The sequence below is a fragment of the Shewanella sp. genome, from assembly GCF_013214165.1.
Lineage (GTDB): Bacteria > Pseudomonadota > Gammaproteobacteria > Enterobacterales > Shewanellaceae > Shewanella.
The window spans coordinates 1-22,779 of sequence record NZ_JABSSM010000050.1; the positions used below are offsets into that span (position 1 = coordinate 1).

A 22,779-nucleotide genomic window follows, 5' to 3' on the forward strand; every position below is an offset into this window, starting at 1 on the left:
ATTGATAAAGAGCTTGAAGTTGTGAATCACTTTATAGAATTAGCTAAGATTCAATATGAAGAGCGTTTGGATTTTAGCAGCAAGATCCAGTTAGATTCAGATGATATCAAAATTCCGCCTATGGTCATTCAGATCATGATAGAAAATGCGGTAAAGCACGGGATCAGCACAGTGGAAGGAGGAGGGAAACTCACCTTATCGGTCATCCAACAGGACTGTATGTTGATCATCAAAGTCTCTAATCCGGGTAAGATCCTCTCTGCTCACATGGACCCCGAAGCAAGTGCAAATATAGGCGTTGGATTAGTCAATATTCGTCGACGGTTAGATCTACTCTATGGTGATATGGCGCAATTTGAATTAATTGAACAACCACAGGAGTGTAGAGTGGAAGCCTCCATTAAACTGCCATTAACGATAGGAGAGCGCTGATGAAAGCCATGATTATCGAAGACTCTCGTTTGGCTAGAGTTGAGTTAACGCGTTTATTGAAGCCGTTTAGCGAAATAGATCTCATTGGTGAAAGCGGTGAACCTACAGCGGCCATTGAATTAATCAATGCAAGGCGGCCTGATTTACTGTTTCTAGACATACAAATGCCAGGTCTTAATGGGTTTGAATTACTCGAACGATTGGATTATTCACCTCAAATCATCTTTACCACGGCTTACGACCAGTATGCGGTGAGATCTTTTGAATATGATGCAGTCGATTACATCTTGAAGCCAATTGAACCATCACGTTTAGCTGACGCGGTAGCAAAATGTTTAAGCAGAGGTAAAAAAGAAGACGTTATCGCACTACCACTAGATATGAAGAGCTCTGTGTTTATCAAAGATGGCGAGTCTTGTTGGATGGCAAAACTAGTAAACATCAGCGTGTTTGAGAGCTGTACTAACTATACTAAAGTGCATTTTGAAGGTAACAGCCCTTTAATCCATAAGTCTCTTAATCAACTAGAAGAACGCTTGCCAAAATCTACATTTTTTCGAGCCAATCGGCAACAAATTATCAACTTGAATTTTATTGTCAGTGTTGAACCTTGGTTTAATGGCAACTTGAGAATATTACTTCAGGGCAATGTTGAGGTTGAAGTGTCGCGGCGGCATTCAAATCGGTTTAAGAATATGTTGAGCCTATAGCGTTAATAACAAGTGGGTTCAGTGTCTGACGAATCCCCACAAAATAAAGAATATAAACAGTAAGGATAAAGGATAAAGGTGTCGGAACTAATTAGGGATTTCGAATAAAATTCAGATACTTTTTCTTATCTGAGTTACCCGCATTAGAGCAAATAATCTAACAGGCTTCTGCCCCAAAACGTGCTAGCCTTCGAATGAAGACTGGTTACATTTTCTGATTTAACTTTTGGCTGATTTGGTATTGGGTAGTGTGTTTATAATTTTTACCTTGATGGTTATCTATAGCCTGCGGCTCGCTTATATGCAGATACTTCTACGAGACGCCGTGAATATGTCCCTATAGGCTCTGCGATGACTTCCATGTCATCGAAGCTCGCAGCCGCATCTACATTGACCGATTTTCTCTCTTCGATTTAAGTTATATTTATTAGTTAGCTAACACGGAAGTGCCCCAAAACGTGCTAGCCTTCGAATGAAGACTGGTTACATTTTCTGATTTAGCTTCTAGCTGATTTGGTATTGGGATATTTTTTGAAGGTCGACCCTTCTTGGTAACCTATCGCTTCCCAGCGGGGTATGTGCAGATACTTCTGCGAGACGCCGCGAGTACAGTCCCTGTAGGCTCTGCCAAAAAGTCCCTTTTTTGGAAGCTCGCAGCCGCATCTACACTCGGTTATTCTCCTCTTCGATTTGGGTTTTGTTGGTGGGTAGCTAACTCAGAAATGCCCCAAAGTTTGTTACGAGCTTGATAGCTAATAAAAGTGAGGCATTGATTTTGCTATACTCTAACTAATGTATTGTCCTATGGGAGATTGTGAGCAAGAAAATATATTCAGAAAGCGAACTCGTAGAAGGGTTAACCCCCTATAATACTCATGCCAATGAGCTAGCTTCAGCCTCACTAACCGAGATGGGGTTAAAAGCGTCTGAAAGTGATTACACAACGGCACTAAAAAGAATTGAAGCCTTATTAGATGCTGAGCTTAATACGCCAGAAGGTGATGAGCTTGAAAAGCTCATTTCTTTTGTTGAAGAATATGAGGATGAACATCACCCGATATGAACCAATCCAACTTACCTTTGCCCCTTTCCTTGTTATCTTCGCCAGTAAGATTATCTTTCTACATCACTTTCGCCATACATTTGTTAATGTATGGCGAAAGTTTAAAAGGATTATTAAGATGGATCTAGATAAGAAATTTATGCTTCGAGCATTGAAGATATCTCGGACAGCTTTGCCTGAATGCCAACCTAACCCCCCAGTAGGCTGCGTGCTAGTTCTCGATGAACAAATAATTGCCGAAGGTTATACACAGAAAATTGGTGACAAGCATGCTGAGATCGAAGCTCTCAGTGTTTATGATGGCCCTATGGAGCGAGTGACTGCATACGTTACTCTTGAACCTTGCTCATTTATTGGTAGAACTCCCGCATGCGCTTCTACTCTTGTAAAATCAGGTATTAAGAGAGTTGTAGTTGCCATTTTAGACCCTGATCTTAGGAATAATGGAAAGGGTATTCAAACGCTAGAAAAGGAAGGCATAAAAGTCGATATTGGTGTTGCTTCTAAAGAGGTTAGTGAATTTCTCTCTCCTTATCTTGGAAAGTCATAACTAACCTTTCTGTCCTGAAGTGAGTCACAAGCCAGTAGAACTCAAATCGAAGAAGTAAACACTCAGGTGTGAACGCGGCTGTGACCTTCGACAGCATGGCGAGGTTTCACTACGTGAAACTATCCGAGCGAGAGATAGGGATATCGAACTGGCAGCTAAACACGGACGTTGTTTGCTGTCGCAGAGGCTATATTGTGCCGTGTCACTGAAGTGTTTGCACTTAAGGACGTTCATTCACATCTGACCCATAGGGATATGGGAAATGTCTTGAGATGTAGGGAACATCTCTGACCATGTGATCACGACATTCATACATCCTGTACAGCACCCACGGCAGGTGATAGATAACCATGAAGTTATGGCATTCATAAAACCAGCCAAACAACAAAACCCGCCCAATGAACCCACAACAGATATTTCAGTAACTTGTTATCCGACAAGTAAACAAGATTTTCCCACAAATGAGTTTCAGACCCCCTGAAAACTAAAATCGAAGAAATAAATACTCAGGTGTGAACGCGGCTGTGACCTTCGAAAACAGGGATGTTTTCGTAGAGCTTACATGGACGTATTTACAGCGTGTCACAGAAGTGTTTGCACTAAGCCCACGGCAGGTGATAGATAACCATGAAGCTAATCAGATAACAAAACCCGCCCAATGAACCCACAACGGATATTTCAGTAACTTGTTATCCGACAAGTAAACAAGCTTTTGTCCAAAAGTGAGCTACATGCCAGTAAAATTCAAATCGAAGCAGCACCTTTTTCTAAGCCATAGCTGGTGTGAACGCGGCTGTGACCTTCGACAGCAAGGCCTAAAATGTTCCATACATTTTATGGCATTTCCACCGTCCATGGTGGTCAGATGCTGTCGCAGAGGCTATAGGGCCCCTTTCCGTCAATAGAGGGGGCGCCGTGTCGCAGAACCTTCTCAAAATAAAGAGTGCACATCCCTCGCCGGGCAGGCGTTAGATAACAGCTAAGTCACGGCATCCAGCCAAACAGCAAAACCGCTAAATGAACCCAATCAAGATATTTGAAACTTGTTATCTGACAAGTAACTTAGTCTTGGGCGTAAGCCTTCTCAACTTCCTCGGCTATGATGGCAATACCATCGCGCATCTTGGCTTCATCTTGGACATAGTTCATCCGTAAGCATTGATGAGCATGCTCCCACTTTCCTTCAGACTGGTCCTCTTGGCCAAAGAAGAAATACTCTCCGGGTACTATCAACACACCGCGCGCCTTTAATCTTGCATAGAGTTCCATGGTGGTAATGGGGAGTTCATCAAACCAGAGCCAGAGGAACATGGCGCCTTCGGGCTTATGAATTTTGAATCTACTATCGCTGATGGACTGCTGCAGCAAAGACAGTGCAAACTCTGACTTTTCTTTATAAAAAGGTTTGATCACAGATTCGCTTAAACGTAATAAGTCGCCTGATTCAATCATGTGCTTGGCAATTGCAGGACCAAACCCACCCGGGGCTAGGCTGATAATGCCATTAAGATTGGTCAGTGCCTTCGTTACCTCCTCATTGGCAATCACGATGCCGCAGCGTACGCCGGGTAAACCCAATTTGGATAAGCTCATACACAATATGGTGTTGCTGTTCCAAAATGGTGTCACTTCTTCGAAGATGATATTCGGGAACGGGGTGCCATAAGCGTTATCTATGATTAGGGGAATGCCATTATCACGTGCGAGTTGATCTAATTTAGCGACTTCGTCATCAGTGAGTACATTACCTGTGGGGTTTGTTGGTCTTGAGACACATATAGCCGCTACCGAGTCATCCACTTTCAGCTGCTCAAAGTCCACATGATATTTAAATATGCGGTTATCTAGCATCTCGATTTCGGGGCGGTAAGAGACAAATATATCATCATCAAGTCCGGCATCATTGTAGCCGATATACTCGGGTGCAAGTGGCAACAGTATCTTCTTATGGCTGCCATCAACTTGCTTGCCTGCAAGCAGATTAAACAGGTAGAAGAAGGCACTCTGGCTACCATTGGTCAGGCTGATATTTTTCTCGCTGATGTCCCAACCATAAGTGTCTCGTAACAAGTCAGCCAAGGCTTTTAAGAAGGTGTCTTTACCTTGCGGCCCATCATAATTACTTAATGCCGCTACCAGCTCACCGTTTGCCAGCATCTCGCTTGCTGCTTGGTGAAAGTAATCCTGCATCGCCGGAATAGTGGCAGGGTTGCCCCCACCCAACATTATGGCGCCTGGCGTGCGTAGCCCTTCATTGAGATCATTCATCAATTGATTAATGCCGGAGTTACGATTAAATTTTTCACCAAACTTTGAATACTGCATGACACCCACACTTGAAAATATCGAAATAGCTTAGAGTGCCTTTAGTAACAATTTTCAGCGAAAAACGCACCCATTATTTCATTTTTAAGTGACTTCTTTCGACTTCATCAAGGTTTTGGCAAAAAAGTGTCAGTATTTATTGGTTTACTTGATTGTTTTAAAGGCTAAATAAGAGATCGCCGCTCTAGAATGAGGAGGTGACACAGTCATCATATGACCGCCAATCATCGAAGCCCATAGCCCCATAGATACTGGCAATAGTGGTTTTTTCGGTTAATGAATCCACCAAAAGAGACTTAGCCCGTTATTATCAGAGTGGTACATTGTTTGTTATCGCGCTAGTGGTTAGGATACTTGTGAAACGGGTCGAGTTTTCTTACTATAGCCAAACTAGAAACTCTCCACTATCTCCCCCCATTGTTAAACGAGAAAGCATGAAATTTATCCACACTTCTGACTGGCATATCGGCAGGCAGCTGCATAACCAGAATTTGCTCGAAGATCAGCGCTTGGTGTTAAATCAGATCGTCGAGTTTGCCGTCGAACATGACGTCGATGCTGTGATTGTTGCCGGTGACATCTATGACAGGTCTATTCCACCGGCGAATGCCGTGGCGCTGCTCGATGAGGTGGTGAATCGTCTCGTTAATGAACTTAAGATCCCCATTATCATGATCGCGGGTAATCATGATGGCCATGAGCGTCTTGGCTTTGCCTCGAGGCAGATGACAGAGAGTGGCTTGCATATCATAGGCCCACTGAGTAAAGATATCGCCACTATTACGCTTGCGGGTAAGAATGGCGATGCCGTGTTCTATGGCTTGCCCTACGCCGATCCTGCCACTGTGCGCCATGTGTTCGATTGTGAAGTGACGGGTCATGAGGAGGCCATGGTTAAATTGCTTGAGCAGGTACATATTCATGATAGCCAAGGCCTACCTAAGGTGGTGATCAGCCACTGTTTTCTCGATGGTGGCAGTGAGTCTGAGTCTGAGCGTCCGTTAAGCATAGGCGGCGCGGATAGAATTTCTCCAAGTTTATTTACCCCGTTTAATTACGTGGCTCTGGGTCATCTCCATGGGCCTCAGTATAAGGGGGCTGAGCATGTCAGGTATTCAGGTTCCATGCTTAAGTACTCTTTCAGTGAGCAGCATCAAAATAAATCAGTCACCTTGGTCGAATTAGATCCTCTGGGCGTGGCAAATATCAGTCTTTTACCGCTCAAGGCTTATAGAGATGTGCGCATCATCGAAGGGGAGTTAGCCGCGTTACTCGAGCAAGGAAAAACAGACGTCAATCGTGAAGATTACCTGATGGTGAGGTTGTTAGATAAAACCGCCATATTAGATGCCATGGGTAAGCTAAGAAGCGTATACCCTAATGTGCTCCACTTAGAGCGTACGGGCTTGATGGCGGATAACGGCAAGGTTGCGCTTAGCCGAGATCATATTAAGAAGGGCGAGCTAGATATGTTCAGTGATTTTTTCTCTCAGGTATCCGGTGCGCCAATGACAGAGGGCCAGCAACAGGCGATGACAGCCACAATCGATGAGTTACACAAAGTGGAGAGTACATCATGAGGCCATTAAAACTGCTGATGTCGGCCTTTGGCCCCTTCGCCTCGATCCAAGAAACCGATTTTGCGGCGCTGGGCACCAATCCATTATTTTTGATCAACGGCCCGACTGGCGCGGGTAAAACCACGCTGCTGGATGCCATCTGTTTCGCCCTATACGGTAAGACGACAGGTGATGAGCGTGAGGGCAGTCAGATGCGCTGCGATCTCGCCGTTGACAGTCTACTCACCGAGGTGACGTTTAGTTTTGCCCTGGGTGATATTCAATACCGCATTCGCCGCGTTCCAGAGCAACAAAGGGCCAAGAAAAGTGGTGCCGGTTACACGGTGCAGAAACCTGAGGCTCAGCTGTATCGTATCGACAGTGACGGTAGCGAGCATCTGCTGGTGGCGAGTAAGGTCTCTGAGGCTACTGCTGAAATTGAACAGCTCACAGGTCTGGATGCCGACCAGTTCCGTCAGGTGATGGTCTTGCCCCAGGGTAAGTTTCGCGAACTGCTGATGGCAGACTCTAAAGACAGAGAGAAGATATTCAGTCAGCTGTTCCAGACTCAAATTTATCGCAAGATTGAAGATAAACTCAAGTTTCAGGCTTCTGCCATCCGCACTGCGGTGCGTGATCACCGCAACAGACGCGATGGCATACTGGACAATATTGCTCTCGAGTCTGATGAAGCGTTAAATGCTGAGCTGGATGAGCTGTCACCTAAATTAACTCAAGCCGTTGAGAGTAAAGACAAGGCGAGCCTTGTCTTTATCGATGCTAATAAGCAGTTTGAGTCGGCCAAGTTACTGACCCATGATTTCGACGCTCTGGATAAATTGCAACAGTCGGCTGCTGTATTAGCTGAGCAAAAAAAGGCGATTGTTCAAGACAGGACCAGGCTAGAAAACGGTCAAAAGGCGCAGCAATTAAAACCTGTGTTAGATGTTTCATTAGCGCGTGAAACAGAAGTTGTTCAAGCTCAAGATAGCCTGACTCGAATCCAATCGGCTAAGGACAGCAGTGAGCAGGCATTGGCCTTGAGCCGCAGCAAGTTTGACTCATTGGCCGAGTTAGATCTCAAACTGCAACGAGAACGGAATGAAGAGCAAAAATTAATTCAATTGGAGCCTCAGCTACAAGGATTAGATGATCTACAAAAATCGTTCAGTCAGGCAACAAGTGAACGTGATAAAGCCAAAGAAAAGGGGATTAAAGAGAAGCGAGTATTAGACGCTCTAGCAGCTGAGAAATATGCCGCAGAGCAAGACATCTTTCTGTTAGAAGAAGTGGCTAGCAAGCAGCTCGATGCCCAGCAAGCTGTCACGGCTCAAGATGACTTGATTGAGCGTTATCAGCAGTGGCAAAAGGCGAGTATCGAAGCGAGTCATACTGAACAGGCCTTGAAACAGGCGAAAGATAAAGGCCAACAACTCAAGTCGCGTTGTAGCGAAGCGCAAACGAGCCACCGACAACTGCAGCTGATCTGGCATCGTGGCCAAGCAGCCAGTTTAGCATTGCAGCTTAGTCCTGGGCTGCCGTGTCTGGTATGTGGCAGCGTCGAACATCCTAATCCCGCTCAAAGTGAGCAGCAACTGCCAACTGAAGAGGAGCTGCAACAGGCTCAGCGATTTGAAGAGTTGGCCAATGAAGCCCTTAACCAAGCTAGAGCCGATTATTCAGGCTTAAATACTCAATATCAAGTGCAGTTGCAGCAATTAGATGAACTCCAGCAAAGAATTGGCGACTCCAGTACTCAACCCCTCGCACACTTGCAGTCACAATTGCAGGCGTTACAGCAGCAGCTTACCAAAGCCAATACTGCCGCTCAGCAATTGATTCAGCTAAGGCAGCAAATACAAAACTGGCAATCGAAGGAGAGGGAGCTGCAAACGCGGCTCGATGCCGAACGAGAGCATTTTCAAAAGCTGCAGAATCACCTATCGAGTCTGAAAGGACAAGTGGCGCAAGCTTCAGCTGCTATCCCCGAGCAATATCATAGCTTAGAGGTACTTGATAGTGCGATAAGCCAAGCTAGGTCCCATGTTAAGACGCTACAGCAAACGATAAACAGCATACGTCAATCTCATACACAAGCGCTGGAGCAAGATGCTGCGCAGTCTGCAGCTTTAGCCGCTGCTGTGTCCAACTTTGCTCAGGCAAGGGAGCTAAGTAATGAGGCTCATGGGGAGTTAAAAAGCCAATTATCGAGTTCAGGTTTTAGTGATAAGCAAGCATTAACCCATGCCTTGTTATCCAGTGAAGCGCTTAAAGCTATAGCCGATGGCATCGCTAGGTATCAGCAGGACTGTATCGCCAATCAAACGACCCTAGCTCAGATAACTGACAAGCTTGACGGGCAAGTAAAGCCGCAATTAATCGATGTTGAGGCGCGAGTGGCGACGAGTCAGACACAGCTGCAAGCGGCTGAGCATAGCTGGCAACTCATCCAGAGCCGAGTCACTCAATTGACTCAGACTCAAAAGCAGTTAAAGGACGCCGACTATCAGGCCAAGAAACTAGAAGATGAGTACGCCATTATCGGTACCTTATCTGATGTTGCTAATGGCCAGACAGGCAACAAGATCAGCTTACAGCGTTTCGTCTTGAGTGTGTTGCTCGATGATGTGCTGCTCGAGGCGAGTCATAGATTACAGATGATGAGTAAGGGGCGTTACCGACTGATACGTAAAGAGGATAGGGCCAAGGGCAATAAGGCTTCAGGGCTTGATCTCGAGGTGGAAGATGCTTACACCTCTAAGGTGCGCCCTGTGGCGACATTGAGCGGCGGTGAGAGCTTTATGGCTGCGCTTTCGATGGCGCTGGGATTATCAGAGGTCGTGCAGGCCTATGCCGGTGGGATTAAGCTAGATACCCTGTTTATCGATGAGGGATTTGGCAGCTTAGATCAAGACTCGCTGGATTTAGCGATCCGCACCTTGATGGATCTGCAATCTTCCGGCCGCATGATAGGGGTCATCTCCCATGTCTCCGAGATGAAGGAGCAGATAGGCACCCGCATCGATATCATCAAGACAGCCCGAGGCAGTGAAACGGTTATCGTGCTTCCTTAAATGACGTCAGTTAATTAATGCATTGGTGCTGTTTCGTGAGAGGGCGCCAATGCCATTTAAATCACATTAAAATAATTATTTAAAATTCTCTAGTCGATCAGTTTGTACTTTGGTTTGATTTTGTATAAATTATCACAATTGTTTATCTCATCGATAAACAAGCCAACTTACGCGAAAACTTGAATCTCCATGTAACATGCTGATATAGCTATATTTACATTGTTGGCCCCAACGGATTGACACTTTATTGACAGGAAGGATCAGGTTTTTTCACTAAAACAAAATCAGTTAGATGGGGCTAGAAGTTGCGAACGGGTAAATTTTCATTTCTTAAGGTTGCTTTTGTAAAGTCACCTCTAGCGAATATTCAGGCCTTCTTGTCTTTACAAGAGTCTAATTTTAACAAAAAAGTGATGCTGGGCGGGGGGCTCATCATAGCCGCGGCCATTCTATGGCCGACGAATAATGAATCTATGCCCCAGCGCATTCCGATCGATTTAGATATCGAGACCTTGATTGCTCAGCTTACACCTACGACTCAAGTCGACGACACCAGCACAAGGCCAAATTTTATTCATGACATCACCAGTGGCGATACGCTGAGTGGACTCTTCATGCAGGCTAGCGTGGATCAACAGACCATGTACCGGGTATTAGAGGCCGACTTGAATGTGTTGGCATTAGATACATTAAAGCCGGGTAACCAGATAAAGTTTTGGCTCGATGACAAGGGAGAACTTGAAAAATTAGAACTCTACTTCTCTGCGGCACATCGAGTGGTGTTTACTCGCTTCGATGACGACAGTTTCAATGCCGATGTTATTAATATCGAAGGGATCTGGCGCAATCGCAGTGTCTCAGGCGAGATCCATGGGTCTTTCTATGTGTCGGCCAAGAAGATAGGCTTGAACGCTGGAGAGATCCAACGCATCGAGTCTCTGCTAAAAGAGAAACTCAATTTCGCTCGGGATCTTCGTGCGGGTGACCGATTCTCGGTATTGATGAACGATCAGTTTATCGATGGTACGGCTACGGGTGCCAGTGATATCTTAGGCATCACCATTCATCGTGGTCGCAGCGACATTACCGCCTTTCAAAATAGCGATGGTAATTTTTACGATGATCAGGGCCGCAGCCTGTCACGTGCATTTCAGCGTATTCCACTGTTGAAGAACTACCGTATCAGTTCACGCTTTAATCGTCATCGCCATCACCCAGTGACAGGGCGGACGTCCCCTCATAATGGGACCGATTTCGCCACGCCAATTGGTACTAAGGTCATCGCTCCCGGTGATGGTATTGTCACCCTGGTGACTAACCATAGGTATGCCGGTAAATATGTGGTGATACAGCATGGTAATAAGTACCGAACGCGCTATCTGCACTTGTCGAAAGCCTTAGTTCATAAAGGACAACGTGTTACTCGGGGCCAGATCATAGCCCTCTCGGGAAAAACGGGGCGCATAACCGGCCCGCATCTCCATTATGAGTTTCATGTTAATGGTCGTCCTGTGAACCCAATGAAAGCCAATATTCCTATGTCCAGTAAGCTGTCTAAAAAGCAGATGACCGAGTTTGAGCACCTGGTCAAGGTGCGTAAGATGATGATGGGTCAGTCTTAATTCTGCTTGAGATTCAGTCGTTTGTGCCCCGATTTCGAGGTGCTTAGCAAGGGACATTATTATAAAGAGCTTTCGGATATGGCGAATATGGCGGAATTGTTAGCAAAAGGGCGTTATGACTTTGCCGTGATCGATAAATATATCTTTTATTACTTCTATCGCCTTAATGACAAATCCAGAGAGGTGTCTATTTTTACCGAGCACCCACTGTTAGCTCCGGTTCCTGCCAGCGCCGCCTTTCATGATGAGGCGCTTAGAGACGCATTCGATCGCGAGTTACCTGGATTTATGGAGAGTGAGCAATACAAACAGATCTTCGAGCATTACCTAGGCTCTGCAGTCTTGTCATTTTAGCCGACAACAAGGCAAATTCATGAAAGGTTATCCTTGATAAGGCTTGAGCATGAAATACAGCCTTTATCTCTATGGGTATTGCAAGATGAGTGCAGCCAAGGGCATTAGCCGTAGGGGTTCTGATCGTGTTCGACTAAGGTGAGTAACAGCCTAAGATCAAACTCCAACTGATGGTAATCCCCCTCCATATGACAGCAGAGCTGATAGAAGGCCTTGTTGTGATCTTTCTCTTTGAGATGCGCCAACTCGTGAACTACCACCATTCTTAGCAGAGATTCAGGGACACGTTTTAACCGAGATGAAATGCGAATTTCATTCTTGGCCTTAGTCTTACGGCCTTGAACTCGGGACACGAAGGAGTGTAATCCCAATGCCTGATGGCTGAGGGAAATTTTATCGTCATATTGGACTTTCGACAGCGGCTGAGACTTACGTAGGTAGCGGTTCTTTATTGCTATGGTGTAATCGTATAGGGCCTTGTCGGTACGAATATTGTGAATATTCCCATGACGGCTCAACAACACAGACTGAAGTTTGCCATTTTCAAGTAAGCTAGCCACTTGATCTTGTATTTCTTGGCGGTAACCCTTGAGGTATTTAAGCTGATTTTCCATGAGGTAATCTGATATAAGTTGTTTTTTAAAGGCATAAAAAAGAGGGCGTTTAGCCCTCATATTCACTTAGCAGCTTCAGGCATAAAACTTAGCTGTCTGATGGGTCTTCACCCCAAACATTAAAAATATGCTGATTATGGTAAGCATATGCCGCATCAAATGCAGGCTTCTGGAAACGCTTTAGCCCCAGACCTTCGAAATCAACCTGAGGTGGATTGCGCTTCAGGCGCTCTTTGACTGTCACAGGCGAAATTAAGATAACCGGCAAGTCGAGCAGCTGAATGGCGGCTTCTACCTTGAAGCTGGTGGCACTACCGGCCAGTTTACCTTTCTGCTCACGTGCGATGATCACGATTTTATCGACATGGTAATCTTCCATTAACTTCTTAAAAGTGAATTGAAAATCACGAATCGATTCGGTCGTTTCTGAATGTGAAATGATGAATGATTGCTGACGACAATCTGGTATATTAAATGTCTCACCTTCATAGCTCAACAGGCTAATTACCGCTTCACCGCCTTTTAACTCTACGCCACAAACTCTCATGTTAACCCTTAAAAATATTCTTGATCACGCTATGTTACCTTAGCTGATGATCGTAAATTGATACTCAGCCGCCAAACGTATTTAGCGACTCTTTAACTGTTTAGTTTACTCAGGTGTTTCCTGAAGTTTTGATTTTGGCTTTCTTAGCATAGGAGCATCACCGACATCGATACCCGTGATAAAGCGCTTATCTTGCTTCTTAGGCTTAGGCTTAGCCTTGCGCTTAGCTTTGTTTGCCGTGGTTTTCTTGGCTGTTGCCTTAGTTCTCTTGTCGGTTTTTGGCTTATCTTTCAAACCAGAGAATTTAGCGGCTAAACCATCGATAACCGTGAATTCAAATGTCTTACGCAGGAACACCTGTATTTGCTTGAAGCTGAGCCAATCTTTAGGGCCGACGAAAGAGATGGCATCACCCTTAGCCCCAGCACGGCCCGTACGACCAATTCTGTGGACATACTCTTCGGCAAATTTTGGCATGTCGAAGTTAATTACCAGGGAGACATTGAGAAGATCGAGTCCTCGTGATGCAATATCTGTGGTGACTAATATTTTTTGCAGGCCGCGGCTAAATTGATCCATGATCTGGTTGCGGGCACTCTGCTTCAAGTTACCGCTTAGTGATGCGGTCTTGTGTCCGGATGCGGCTAATTTAGTCGCTAACCTGTCGGTATCTTCACGTGTCGCGGTGAAGATGATGATCTGCTTTTGAGTCTCATGGTTTAAGATATTGTCGAGCAAGGCTTCCTTGTGATCTAGGTGATCCGCAAGATAGATGCGTTGGGTAATATCTAGGTTTTCGATATTACCCGCGCCGATATCCACATGCTCAGGAGACTTGAGTAATTCGGCGGCAATATCATTAATCAGACCATGATCTAAGGTGGCCGAAAACATCAAGGTTTGGCGACGTTTATGATCGGCGGCCTTGTTAATGGCTTTTAGCTGTTCGGCAAAGCCGAGATCTAGCATACGGTCGGCTTCATCTAAGATAAGCAGTTCGAGGCCGTTTAAATGTAAATGATGCTGCGCGAGATGATCCGCTAAGCGACCCGGAGTCGCCACCACAAAGTGTGGGTCACGAGACAGTAATTTTGCCTGATCGTTAAAGTTCTCACCGCCTAATATCTTCATCGCCTTGTATTGAGTGTTGGCGACTAACAAACGAAGCTGGCCATAAACCTGGTTGGCAAGTTCCCGTGTAGGCAATAAAATCAATACTCTAGGATCTTTTTTACTCAATGCCCTAGTCGAAATTATCCTCTGCATCGCCGGTAACAAAAACGCTAAGGTTTTACCTGAGCCTGTTTTTGATGACGCCATCAGGTCTTTGCCTGACAGACCTACTGGTATAGCCTGCTGCTGGATCTCTGTAGGCGTTTCAATGCCCATATGATCGAGCGTATCTAACAGACGTTTATCCAGTGAAAAATCGGTAAATTGCAAAGGTGTACTCCAAGTTTGATTTGACTGCGTATTATAACCTGACTTTACTAGCTTGGGCCATAAACATCATGAAATCGTGATTGGTTTGTATGCTCTTTAACCGAAGGCAAGAGTTTATCGCGACCTAATCAGTGTGCATTTCTGCTTAGATCTCACTCATCAGGTAAAAATAATGAGTAAGGAAATAAGCTTGATGATTATAATTTCTTTGTTTTTTTGATGGCTTACGCTTTAAATATTCAGGTGTTCTTATTAGATAAACTATGTATTGAGCGCAGCTTTGTCCGCTGGTAGAGGCAGTACATTTCGACTTCCAAGTGCCTGTGCAGACGCATCGTTTGCTTGAAGTCGCCGAGAACTTGAATCGTGTTAATTATTCTTCATACTGGTTTATGCTATTTGGGATAAGCTCCTTGAGTGTGTAATAGTTCACATCGGTTTTTTACATCCAGAAAAATTGCTTTGGAGAGAATGAATGGCAACAATAGGAATCGCACTGGGCAGTGGTGCGGCCAAGGGGTGGGCTCATATTGGCGTGCTCAATGGGCTGGCCGAGATGGGGATATATCCTGATAAAGTGTCGGGTTGCTCAATCGGCGCGGTTGTCGGCGCCGCTTATGCCAATGACCAGCTAGATGAAATCGAACATTGGGTGAGAAGTTTCTCCAGCTGGGATGTCTTAGGCCTGATGGATCTGAGTTGGCGTAAAGGAGGCTTGATCGGAGGCGATAAGGTCTTCGATGTGATTCAGAGCCGAATAGGCGATCTACAGATAGAAGATCTTAAAAAGCCCATGATTGCCGTTGCAACCGATCTCTATTCGGGACAGGAGATCTGGTTCAGGGAGGGAGATCTTCGTCATGCCATTCGCGCTTCCTGCTCCATGCCCGGCATATTGGCGCCAGTTAAAGTCGGTGAACGTTGGCTGGTGGATGGCGCCGTGGTCAACCCGGTTCCCGTATCCGTTAGCCGAGCCATGGGCGTAGATGTGGTCATCGCGGTAGATCTTAACGGTCAGCGCCGTGACCGAATGCAGGTCTTGCCTGTGGACATGACCTGCAATAAGCCATCACTCGAGGAGAGTGTCAAAGCACAGGCACATCAAGACACTGGTTTTATGGACCTGCTGGCTCGAGGTCGGGAATATGTTAGCCACCTTAGTGATAAATTTAGCATGGGCAGCCGCTCAGATCCTGGCATGTTGGCGGTGATGTCACAATCGATGGATATTCTCGAGCAGCGCCATAAACGCGCCAGACTCATGGGCGATCCACCGGATATCTGCCTGATCCCAGATCTCGGTGATATAGGCACCATGGAATTTCATCGTGCTGAAGAGGCCATAACGGCAGGTGAGTTGGCGGTAAAGCAGGCCAGGCATCAGATTGATGCGATATTGAGCAAGTGTTAAACCAGAATTAACTGAAACTGGACACGGCTGGGCTGCCATATTCTCAAGAGCATGTAGATACAAAAAGGGCCTATTCAGGCCCGGTTAAATTTCTAGCATTTAAAATATCACCAAGAGTGTTAGTCGAGTTTGACCAACATCTTACCGCGGTTCTTACCTTCGAATAAGCCGATGAAGGCGGCGGGTGCCTGCTCGAGTCCTTGGTAGATTGTCTGTTCGGCCTTGACTGCCCCCGTCGCTAACCATTGACCCATCTGTTTGGCAAACTCAGGATAATGATCCCAGTGTTCGAACACGATGAAGCCTTCAATTTTGAGCTTCTTGATGATGATCATGGCCAGGTTATTCGGACCTGGAGTCGGGGTGATATCATTGTATTGAGAGATCATGCCGCACACGGCGATTCTGCCGTGATCATTCATGTTGTTCAGTGCGGCGGTGAGATGCTCACCACCGACATTTTCAAAATAGACATCTATGCCTTGAGGGGCGGCCTGCTTCAGTGCAGCGCTAAGATCCTTTGTCGTCTGGTAATTAATCACAGCATCGACGCCTAACTCGCGCAGATGAGCGGCCTTCTCGTCGCTACCAACGGAAGCGACCACCTTGGCCCCCATTAATTTACCGAGCTGGCACACCACGCTGCCTACTGCACCGGCTGCGCCAGAAATAAATAGCGTATCTCCCGGTTTTAAGGCGGCAATTTTGGTCAAACCAGTCCATGCGGTCATGCCGGGCATACCCAAGACACCGAGGAAGTGAGACTCGCTCATTGGTGTATTTGGCAGCCGAGTATGATCGCTGCCATCGGTGACATAGTGACTACGCCAACCGTGCATGGCACTGACTCTAGTACCGATAGGAAACTCGGGATTATTGGACTCAATCACCTCGCCTATCGAGCCGCCTTCCAGTACCTGGCCTATCTGAAATGGTGCAATATAGCTCTCTCTATCGATCATACGACCACGCATGTATGGGTCTACCGACATCCATAGGTTTTTAACCAGAAACTCACCATTGATGATGGCCGGCAATTCCACCGATGTCTGTTTGAAATTATCTGCTGTAGGCATCCCCTCGGGGCGAGAGTCTAATAGGATCTGGTTGGCATTCATAAAACCTCTTTGCTTTGCGCGCTAATTAATTATGGTAAACTCTACAGCTAAACTTTTTATCGCGCAACTAGTTTGCGCGCAACTTAAATGACGTAGAGTATGACTGTAGCGTCATTGAAGTATTGAGTGTAGACGCGGGGATAATACCCGCCAACTGTCTTGTAAAATTGAGTGTAGACCAAGGTATAATGGCTGCAGCGATCTTGTAAACTTAACTTAAGTAACGCCTAAGGTATGAATAGTGACCGATAATCTTCATTCAAAAATGAGTCCAAGCGATCAACAAGCAAGCAGTTGCCTGTCGGACAACGTCTGTTTTGCCCTGTATACCGCAGGTAATGCCCTGGTGCGTGCCTATCGTCCCTTGTTGGATGAATGTGGTTTAACCTATCCACAGTACTTGGTGATGCAGGCACTCTGGTTAAATGATGGTGTCAGTCTGACTCAAGTGTCTCAGGCGACGCGCCTGGATTTAGGCAGCTTGACTCCCATAGTCAAGCGGTTAGAAGCCAAAGACTTGTTGAATCGTGGCATCGATGCCGAAGATGAGCGCAAGAAGATTATCAGAATCACTCCTGAGGGGCTGGCGTTGAAACAAGAGGCATTAGCACTCAAGCAAGTCTTGCTCGATAGAGTCAGCCTCTGTGAGTCTGAAATAGAGTCTCTGAGGAAGATGTGCATGACCTTGACCCAAGACTTAAATAGCAAATAATGAGATAGAGTCCGCATGTTTATGCTTTTCTGTTCATTATTTGTCATTTAATCTATTTTACGGCATGTTTCCTGCTTAATAGCTACATATCTCTTTTTATGTCGGTATTTTGACAATGAATCCAATCACTAATCTTGCCAGTCAAATTAACGCTGGGACTATCGCCGGAGCTAACTCCAATTCTGCCGGGGCCAAGAATACTAACTTGGTCGACAGCTATGGTGTTAACAGTCATCAGACTGAAGCGGGCTCGAGCAGTGATAAGGTTAGCCTGAGTCAATCGAAAGAGGCCACGACCGGTCTCAACAGGGATGGGGTTAAAGATGAGTCGGTGTCACTGTCTCCTCGCGCGGCCCGTGCACAGAAAATCGAATCCATGGCGAAAGATTTCTTTTCAAAGGGGGACTTCTCAGTTGCCGACCTGCCAAAACTTATCCAACGCCTGCATCAAGATGGGATCTTGTCAGATACCCAGCTGAACCGTCTGTCGGAAGGGGGCTTCGACTTACCTGAGGTTCAAGGCCAACCCGAAGATTTAATGGCATTTATTCAAGATAAGCGTGAAGAGTTAACCGCCAGTGGCGACACCCAAGGCATGAATGGTGTCTTGGTTAGCCTGCTCGATGATGCCCAGAGCGTGCTTAATCAGATGGATAATGCTCAGAGTAAAGAGGTGGGCCAGCAAGCGACCCGGGTATCGGCACAATTGAATATTTATCTTAAGAGTGATACCCAGATGTCATCGAGCGATCGTGAGCAGTGGCAGGGGCTTAAATCTGTGATGCAGCTTGCTTCCTCTATGGGGGAAAACCAACAAGCGGTTGGCATGGTAAATAGTTACTTGAGTCTCGGCAGATTTTAGTCCTCTTATAGGTAAGTTTTGCCAGTTTTATCCGTTTTTTCGACTACTCTTGTATCGATTTTCTCATTTGTCCTATCTGCTGGTCCATCTAGCTTGCTTAATTCCTAAGGTCAAGGTCACTCTTATCAATAAGTGGTCTTGTTGGCAGGAATAATTTCTCGTTAAAACCTATCCCAAAAATCATGATCTCGATCAATGTTCTTTGTATGGCTTTGTAGCCTAATGCACACCATATTGTGTTTCATAGTTATTTTAACACTACATATGGTGTTAAAAGTCGACGTCACTTGAGGGGAGATTGAACAATGCCAGTGGTTATTAAGCGGGATGGTTACCGCACGCCTTTTGACGAAACAAGGATCAGAGACGCTGTAGTGGCTGCTGCGAATTCGGCAGGTATTGAAGATAAGAGTTATGCCGTGAGTGTTGCGGCCTCTGTCGCTAAATGCGTGGCAGCGCATGCTGAGATAGATATTCATGAGCTACAAGACTTGGTCGAGAATCACTTGATGGAAGGTCCTTATAAGTCCCTCGCTCGCGTCTATATCGAGTATCGTCATGATAGAGATCTGCACCGTGAAACAAGCAGTCGATTGAATCAGGAGATCCGCGGTTTAGTCGATCAGACCAATGCGGCACTGTTGAATGAAAATGCCAATAAAGACGCGAAAGTGATCCCGACTCAGCGCGACTTATTAGCCGGTATTCTGGCTAAACATTATGCCACCCGACATATTTTACCCAAAGATGTGGTTGCCGCTCATGAGTCCGGTGAGATCCATTATCACGATCTCGATTATGCGCCTTTCTTCCCCATGTTTAACTGCATGTTGATCGATCTCTGTGGCATGTTGACTAATGGCTTCAAGATGGGCAATGCCGAGATTGAGACGCCTAAGTCTATCTCTACGGCGACGGCCGTGACGGCGCAGATCATCGCCCAGGTAGCCAGCCATATCTATGGTGGTACCACGATTAATCGCATCGATGAAGTCTTGGCTCCCTTTGTCGCTAAGAGTTACCACAAGCAGTATCAGCTGGCGTTGGACTGGGGGATCACAGATGCGAAAGCCTTCGCTACCGCGCAGACTGAAAAAGAGTGCCATGATGCGTTTCAGTCTCTGGAGTATGAGGTCAATACACTCCATACGGCCAATGGACAGACACCCTTTGTCACCTTTGGTTTCGGTTTAGGCACCTCGTGGGAGTCTCGTCTGATCCAGTCATCCATGATGAAGGTGCGTATTGCGGGTCTGGGTAAGAATCGTAAGACGGCGGTATTCCCTAAGCTAGTCTTTGCCATCCGCAATGGCATCAATCACAAGCTGGGTGACTGTAACTATGATATCAAGCAACTCGCGCTTAAATGCGCCACGACCCGTATGTATCCAGATATCCTCAACTATGAGCAAGTAGTAAAAGTCACCGGCTCCTTTAAGACGCCTATGGGGTGTCGCAGCTTCCTTGGGACCTATGAAGAAGACGGTGAGCCGATCCACGAAGGTCGTAATAACTTAGGTGTGGTGAGTCTGAACCTGCCAAGAATTGCGCTGGAAGCCAAGGGTGATGAAGCGCAATTTTATCGTATCTTAGCGCTGCGTCTGACCATTGCCCGTAAGGCTCTGGATACCAGAATTGAGCGTTTAGAAGGCGTGAAAGCGCGCGTGGCGCCGATCCTGTATATGGAAGGGGCTTGTGGAGTAAGACTTAACGCCGATGATGATATCTCAAGTATCTTCAAAAATGGTCGCGCCTCCATTTCTCTGGGCTATATCGGATTACATGAGACCGTCAATGCTCTCTACGGCACGGATAAGCATGTTTATGATTGCGAAACCTTGCGTCAAAAAGCCATCGAAGTCATCGAGTATATGAAAGTGGCGACCGATGAGTGGGCAGAGGAGACTGGCTATGGCTTCAGTCTCTACAGCACACCGAGTGAAAACCTCTGCAGCCGTTTCTGTAAGCTCGACACTCAGGTCTTTGGCGTGGTCGAAGGGGTGACGAAGAAAGGCTATTACACCAATAGCTTCCATCTTGATGTCGAGAAACAAGTGAATCCATATGATAAGTTGGATTTTGAGCAGCCATATCCCGCATTAACCAATGGCGGTTTCATCTGCTACGGCGAGTACCCGAATATGCAGAACAATATCGAGGCATTGGAAGATGTGTGGGATTACAGCTATAGCCGAGTGCCCTATTACGGCACCAATACGCCCATAGATGAGTGTTATGACTGTGGTTTTACCGGCGAGTTTGAATGTACCAGCAAGGGGTTCACCTGCCCTAAGTGTGGCAATCATGAACCGAGTCGGGTCTCTGTCACCCGTAGAGTCTGTGGTTACTTAGGCAGTCCCGATGCGAGGCCCTTTAACTTTGGCAAGCAAGAAGAAGTGAAGCGCCGGGTTAAGCACCTTTAATAAATAAGCTGCACTTATTTATACAGCAGAAACCAAGGCGTTACTGAGTCAGTAACGCCTTCTCTATTGACTCGATAGGTTGGAATTACGCTATGAACTACCATCAATATTTTCCTGTAGATGTGATCAATGGGCCGGGCACTAGGGCGACACTATTCGTCTCCGGCTGTGAGCATCAATGCCGTGGCTGCTATAATCAAGGCACATGGAATCCAGATCATGGTCATAGATTTGACCTACAGATGCAGCAAAGAGTCATTAATGATCTTAAAGACCGTCGAATTAAGCGCAGAGGCTTATCGCTTTCAGGTGGCGATCCTCTCTATCCTGATAACATCGCTGAGATACTCGCCCTGGTTAAGCGAGTTAAAAATGAGTGTCCAGATAAAGATATTTGGTTGTGGACCGGATACCAGTTAGCCGAGTTATCCACTGAGCAAAAGAGGGTGCTAGATTATGTCGATGTCTTGGTGGATGGCAAGTTTGAGCAAGAGAATGCAGATGTCAGTCTGGTTTTTCGTGGTAGCCGTAATCAGGTAATTCGCAATCTGGCAGAAAAGCGATAACTGTATTCATTCAGTTACTGTTATAATGTCGACCATAGGTTTCAACTCATTTTAAAAAACAGCCGCGTATTGAGGCTGTTTTTGCATTTTACAGAATATTTTTAAGGCACGAGCATGAATTTAAAAGAAGAGCTTCATGGACTTAACGACAAGCTAGAACAGTTCCGTCGTAAATTAGCCGCAGCAGAAAAGCGCGGAGATAAAGGCATCATGTTGCAATTTAGACAGGAAATAAACGCAGTAAATAAGCGTATTGCCAGCGCTAAGACTCAACAGACCCGCGAGTTGAGTAAACAAGGTGGCACGGTAGTCAGCTTGAAATTTAAGCGTCCCCTGACAAAAGCAGAGCAGGCTGACATGGGTAAACTGAAGAAATCTGTCAAAGGGCTAGTCGTGGTTCATCCTATGACGGCACTCGGTCGCGAAATGGGTATCAAGGTTGTGACAGGCTTCGCAGAAAAAGAATTTTAACTGTCGAATTTATTCCGCTTAGACGGTTATTCTTTAGTGAGCTATATCATGTTTTTCTATCGTCGTCAGGCGTATCATTCTTCACTATGTAGGGAGAATGCTAGTATTAGGTGAATCAATAGCCGATTAAAATGCTAGGGTATTTCACTTACTGGTAAAACTAGATAATATTCCTCCCTTCACTGCTAGATAGAGTGGAAGGGGGGGGATAAATCCGTCGTTTTTAGGCATAGGTCATTCTCGTTGTTTTTTCTGATAATAGTCATCTCAGGGAAAGAGAGTCTTTAAGGTTATTTCATGTCGATCAAGTATATCGCTTCTTCAAAACTCCCGACGCCTTGGGGCGTATTTGCTATGCACGGCTTTGAAGATACAGAGACTGGAAAAGAGCATGTTGCGCTGACATTGGGTGAACTGGATAGTAAGAGCCCGATCCTTGGACGTATTCATTCAGAATGCTTAACGGGTGATGCTCTATTCAGTCTACGCTGTGATTGTGGCTTTCAGCTGCAGACTGCGATGCAAAATATTGCCGATGCGGGTCAAGGTTTTATCCTTTACCTTCGTCAAGAGGGGCGTGGCATAGGTCTGCTCAATAAGATCAGAGCTTATGAGCTGCAAGATCAGGGGGCCAATACCGTCGAAGCCAATGAAAAACTGGGCTTCGCCGCCGATATGCGTCAATACGATATGATCTTGCCCATGATGGAGAAGATTGGCGTCCAGAAAGTCAGGTTAATGACTAATAATCCTCGCAAAGTAAAAGCGATGAAAGAGTTAGGCATAGAGGTCGTCGAGCGTATTCCGCTACAAGTGGGTAAGAATCGTTACAATGAGTCTTACTTGAAGACCAAGTCAAGGGAACTCGGTCATCTGATGTCCGAATATCATTTTGCTGATGAAGGCAAAGAATAACGTAAGTT

At 46.0% G+C, this 22,779-nt stretch carries 20 protein-coding genes; 15 read left to right on the top strand and 5 right to left on the bottom strand.

What is annotated here, in order from left to right; all coding sequences use genetic code 11:
• The 4 genes from HRU42_RS14185 to HRU42_RS14200 form a co-directional block, all read left to right on the top strand.
• Positions 1 to 432: sensor histidine kinase (locus tag HRU42_RS14185; RefSeq protein WP_367227186.1), on the top strand; the 432-nt coding region annotated here is incomplete at its 5' end.
• Positions 432 to 1,142 (top strand): LytTR family DNA-binding domain-containing protein, encoded by a 711-nt coding sequence (locus HRU42_RS14190; protein WP_295031978.1) that lies wholly within the window; start codon positions 432 to 434, stop codon positions 1,140 to 1,142. The genes HRU42_RS14185 and HRU42_RS14190, both read left to right, overlap by 1 nt.
• Before the next feature lie 814 nt (positions 1,143 to 1,956).
• A complete protein-coding gene (locus HRU42_RS14195) occupies positions 1,957 to 2,205 on the top strand; it encodes a hypothetical protein (protein ID WP_295031979.1) in 249 nt (82 codons plus the stop codon).
• A 118-nt stretch (positions 2,206 to 2,323) separates the two neighbouring features.
• Positions 2,324 to 2,755, top strand: coding sequence for a bifunctional diaminohydroxyphosphoribosylaminopyrimidine deaminase/5-amino-6-(5-phosphoribosylamino)uracil reductase RibD (locus HRU42_RS14200; protein ID WP_295031980.1), 432 nt, complete (start codon positions 2,324 to 2,326; stop codon positions 2,753 to 2,755).
• A 1,062-nt stretch (positions 2,756 to 3,817) separates the two neighbouring features.
• Here HRU42_RS14200 and HRU42_RS14205 read toward each other — a convergent pair.
• Positions 3,818 to 5,080 (bottom strand): valine--pyruvate transaminase, encoded by a 1,263-nt coding sequence (locus tag HRU42_RS14205; protein ID WP_295031981.1) that lies wholly within the window; start codon positions 5,078 to 5,080, stop codon positions 3,818 to 3,820.
• 434 nt (positions 5,081 to 5,514) lie between these two features.
• Between HRU42_RS14205 and HRU42_RS14210 the strand changes: the two genes are divergently transcribed.
• The 4 genes from HRU42_RS14210 to HRU42_RS14225 all read left to right on the top strand — a co-directional run bounded on the left by HRU42_RS14210 (position 5,515) and on the right by HRU42_RS14225 (position 11,689).
• A complete protein-coding gene (locus HRU42_RS14210; protein WP_295031982.1) occupies positions 5,515 to 6,660 on the top strand; it encodes an exonuclease SbcCD subunit D in 1,146 nt (381 codons plus the stop codon).
• On the top strand, positions 6,657 to 9,713 hold the full coding sequence (locus tag HRU42_RS14215) for an SMC family ATPase (RefSeq protein WP_295031983.1): 3,057 nt from the start codon (positions 6,657 to 6,659) through the stop codon (positions 9,711 to 9,713). The genes HRU42_RS14210 and HRU42_RS14215 overlap by 4 nt, the downstream gene beginning before the upstream one ends.
• A gap of 305 nt (positions 9,714 to 10,018) precedes the next feature.
• Positions 10,019 to 11,335 carry a peptidoglycan DD-metalloendopeptidase family protein gene (locus HRU42_RS14220; protein ID WP_295031984.1) on the top strand — a complete coding sequence of 439 codons (1,317 nt, stop codon included), beginning with the start codon at positions 10,019 to 10,021 and terminating at the stop codon, positions 11,333 to 11,335.
• Between the two features lie 39 nt (positions 11,336 to 11,374).
• Complete coding sequence (locus HRU42_RS14225) at positions 11,375 to 11,689, top strand: transporter substrate-binding domain-containing protein (RefSeq protein ID WP_367227187.1); 315 nt, start codon at positions 11,375 to 11,377, stop codon at positions 11,687 to 11,689.
• 104 nt (positions 11,690 to 11,793) lie between these two features.
• Here the strand turns inward: HRU42_RS14225 and HRU42_RS14230 are convergent, their stop codons facing one another.
• From HRU42_RS14230 to HRU42_RS14240, 3 genes are all read right to left on the bottom strand, one after another.
• Positions 11,794 to 12,303, bottom strand: coding sequence for a M48 family metallopeptidase (locus HRU42_RS14230; protein ID WP_295031986.1), 510 nt, complete (start codon positions 12,301 to 12,303; stop codon positions 11,794 to 11,796).
• Positions 12,304 to 12,391: 88 nt separating this feature from the next.
• Positions 12,392 to 12,850 (bottom strand): DUF3010 family protein, encoded by a 459-nt coding sequence (locus HRU42_RS14235; protein WP_295031987.1) that lies wholly within the window; start codon positions 12,848 to 12,850, stop codon positions 12,392 to 12,394.
• A gap of 105 nt (positions 12,851 to 12,955) precedes the next feature.
• Positions 12,956 to 14,293, bottom strand: coding sequence for a DEAD/DEAH box helicase (locus tag HRU42_RS14240; protein ID WP_295031988.1), 1,338 nt, complete (start codon positions 14,291 to 14,293; stop codon positions 12,956 to 12,958).
• A gap of 475 nt (positions 14,294 to 14,768) precedes the next feature.
• On the opposite strand from HRU42_RS14240, the gene rssA reads away from it, so the two are divergent.
• Positions 14,769 to 15,704, top strand: a complete 936-nt coding sequence (gene rssA / locus HRU42_RS14245; RefSeq protein ID WP_295031989.1) for a patatin-like phospholipase RssA — start codon at positions 14,769 to 14,771, stop codon at positions 15,702 to 15,704.
• A 119-nt stretch (positions 15,705 to 15,823) separates the two neighbouring features.
• Here the strand turns inward: rssA and HRU42_RS14250 are convergent, their stop codons facing one another.
• Positions 15,824 to 16,822 (bottom strand): NADP-dependent oxidoreductase, encoded by a 999-nt coding sequence (locus HRU42_RS14250; RefSeq protein ID WP_295031990.1) that lies wholly within the window; start codon positions 16,820 to 16,822, stop codon positions 15,824 to 15,826.
• 265 nt (positions 16,823 to 17,087) lie between these two features.
• Here HRU42_RS14250 and HRU42_RS14255 point away from each other — a divergent pair, with 265 nt between their 5' ends.
• The 6 genes from HRU42_RS14255 (at position 17,088) to ribA (ending at position 22,771) form a co-directional block, all read left to right on the top strand.
• On the top strand, positions 17,088 to 17,534 hold the full coding sequence (locus HRU42_RS14255; RefSeq protein ID WP_295032002.1) for a MarR family transcriptional regulator: 447 nt from the start codon (positions 17,088 to 17,090) through the stop codon (positions 17,532 to 17,534).
• Between the two features lie 115 nt (positions 17,535 to 17,649).
• Positions 17,650 to 18,396 (top strand): hypothetical protein, encoded by a 747-nt coding sequence (locus tag HRU42_RS14260; RefSeq protein WP_295031991.1) that lies wholly within the window; start codon positions 17,650 to 17,652, stop codon positions 18,394 to 18,396.
• Positions 18,397 to 18,701: 305 nt separating this feature from the next.
• A complete protein-coding gene (gene nrdD, locus HRU42_RS14265; RefSeq protein WP_295031992.1) occupies positions 18,702 to 20,819 on the top strand; it encodes an anaerobic ribonucleoside-triphosphate reductase in 2,118 nt (705 codons plus the stop codon).
• 92 nt (positions 20,820 to 20,911) lie between these two features.
• Positions 20,912 to 21,385 carry an anaerobic ribonucleoside-triphosphate reductase-activating protein gene (nrdG, locus tag HRU42_RS14270; protein WP_295031993.1) on the top strand — a complete coding sequence of 158 codons (474 nt, stop codon included), beginning with the start codon at positions 20,912 to 20,914 and terminating at the stop codon, positions 21,383 to 21,385.
• Positions 21,386 to 21,499: 114 nt separating this feature from the next.
• On the top strand, positions 21,500 to 21,856 hold the full coding sequence (locus tag HRU42_RS14275) for a YibL family ribosome-associated protein (protein ID WP_295031994.1): 357 nt from the start codon (positions 21,500 to 21,502) through the stop codon (positions 21,854 to 21,856).
• A gap of 297 nt (positions 21,857 to 22,153) precedes the next feature.
• Entirely contained in the window at positions 22,154 to 22,771 is a 618-nt protein-coding gene (gene ribA / locus HRU42_RS14280; protein WP_295031995.1) for a GTP cyclohydrolase II, read from the top strand.
• Positions 22,772 to 22,779: the final 8 nt, after the last annotated feature.

What these genes read in the sequence shown, in the direction of transcription:
- rssA (WP_295031989.1), top strand. Translation starts at nt 14,769, where the DNA reads ATGGCAACAATAGGAATCGCACTGGGCAGTGGTGCGGCCAAGGGGTGG.
- HRU42_RS14260 (WP_295031991.1), top strand. Translation starts at nt 17,650, where the DNA reads ATGAATCCAATCACTAATCTTGCCAGTCAAATTAACGCTGGGACTATC.
- HRU42_RS14190 (WP_295031978.1), top strand. Translation starts at nt 432, where the DNA reads ATGAAAGCCATGATTATCGAAGACTCTCGTTTGGCTAGAGTTGAGTTA.
- HRU42_RS14235 (WP_295031987.1), bottom strand. Translation starts at nt 12,850, where the DNA reads ATGAGAGTTTGTGGCGTAGAGTTAAAAGGCGGTGAAGCGGTAATTAGC.
- ribA (WP_295031995.1), top strand. Translation starts at nt 22,154, where the DNA reads ATGTCGATCAAGTATATCGCTTCTTCAAAACTCCCGACGCCTTGGGGC.
- nrdD (WP_295031992.1), top strand. Translation starts at nt 18,702, where the DNA reads ATGCCAGTGGTTATTAAGCGGGATGGTTACCGCACGCCTTTTGACGAA.
- HRU42_RS14275 (WP_295031994.1), top strand. Translation starts at nt 21,500, where the DNA reads ATGAATTTAAAAGAAGAGCTTCATGGACTTAACGACAAGCTAGAACAG.
- HRU42_RS14200 (WP_295031980.1), top strand. Translation starts at nt 2,324, where the DNA reads ATGGATCTAGATAAGAAATTTATGCTTCGAGCATTGAAGATATCTCGG.
- nrdG (WP_295031993.1), top strand. Translation starts at nt 20,912, where the DNA reads ATGAACTACCATCAATATTTTCCTGTAGATGTGATCAATGGGCCGGGC.
- HRU42_RS14215 (WP_295031983.1), top strand. Translation starts at nt 6,657, where the DNA reads ATGAGGCCATTAAAACTGCTGATGTCGGCCTTTGGCCCCTTCGCCTCG.
- HRU42_RS14250 (WP_295031990.1), bottom strand. Translation starts at nt 16,822, where the DNA reads ATGAATGCCAACCAGATCCTATTAGACTCTCGCCCCGAGGGGATGCCT.
- HRU42_RS14230 (WP_295031986.1), bottom strand. Translation starts at nt 12,303, where the DNA reads ATGGAAAATCAGCTTAAATACCTCAAGGGTTACCGCCAAGAAATACAA.
- HRU42_RS14210 (WP_295031982.1), top strand. Translation starts at nt 5,515, where the DNA reads ATGAAATTTATCCACACTTCTGACTGGCATATCGGCAGGCAGCTGCAT.
- HRU42_RS14205 (WP_295031981.1), bottom strand. Translation starts at nt 5,080, where the DNA reads ATGCAGTATTCAAAGTTTGGTGAAAAATTTAATCGTAACTCCGGCATT.
- HRU42_RS14255 (WP_295032002.1), top strand. Translation starts at nt 17,088, where the DNA reads ATGAGTCCAAGCGATCAACAAGCAAGCAGTTGCCTGTCGGACAACGTC.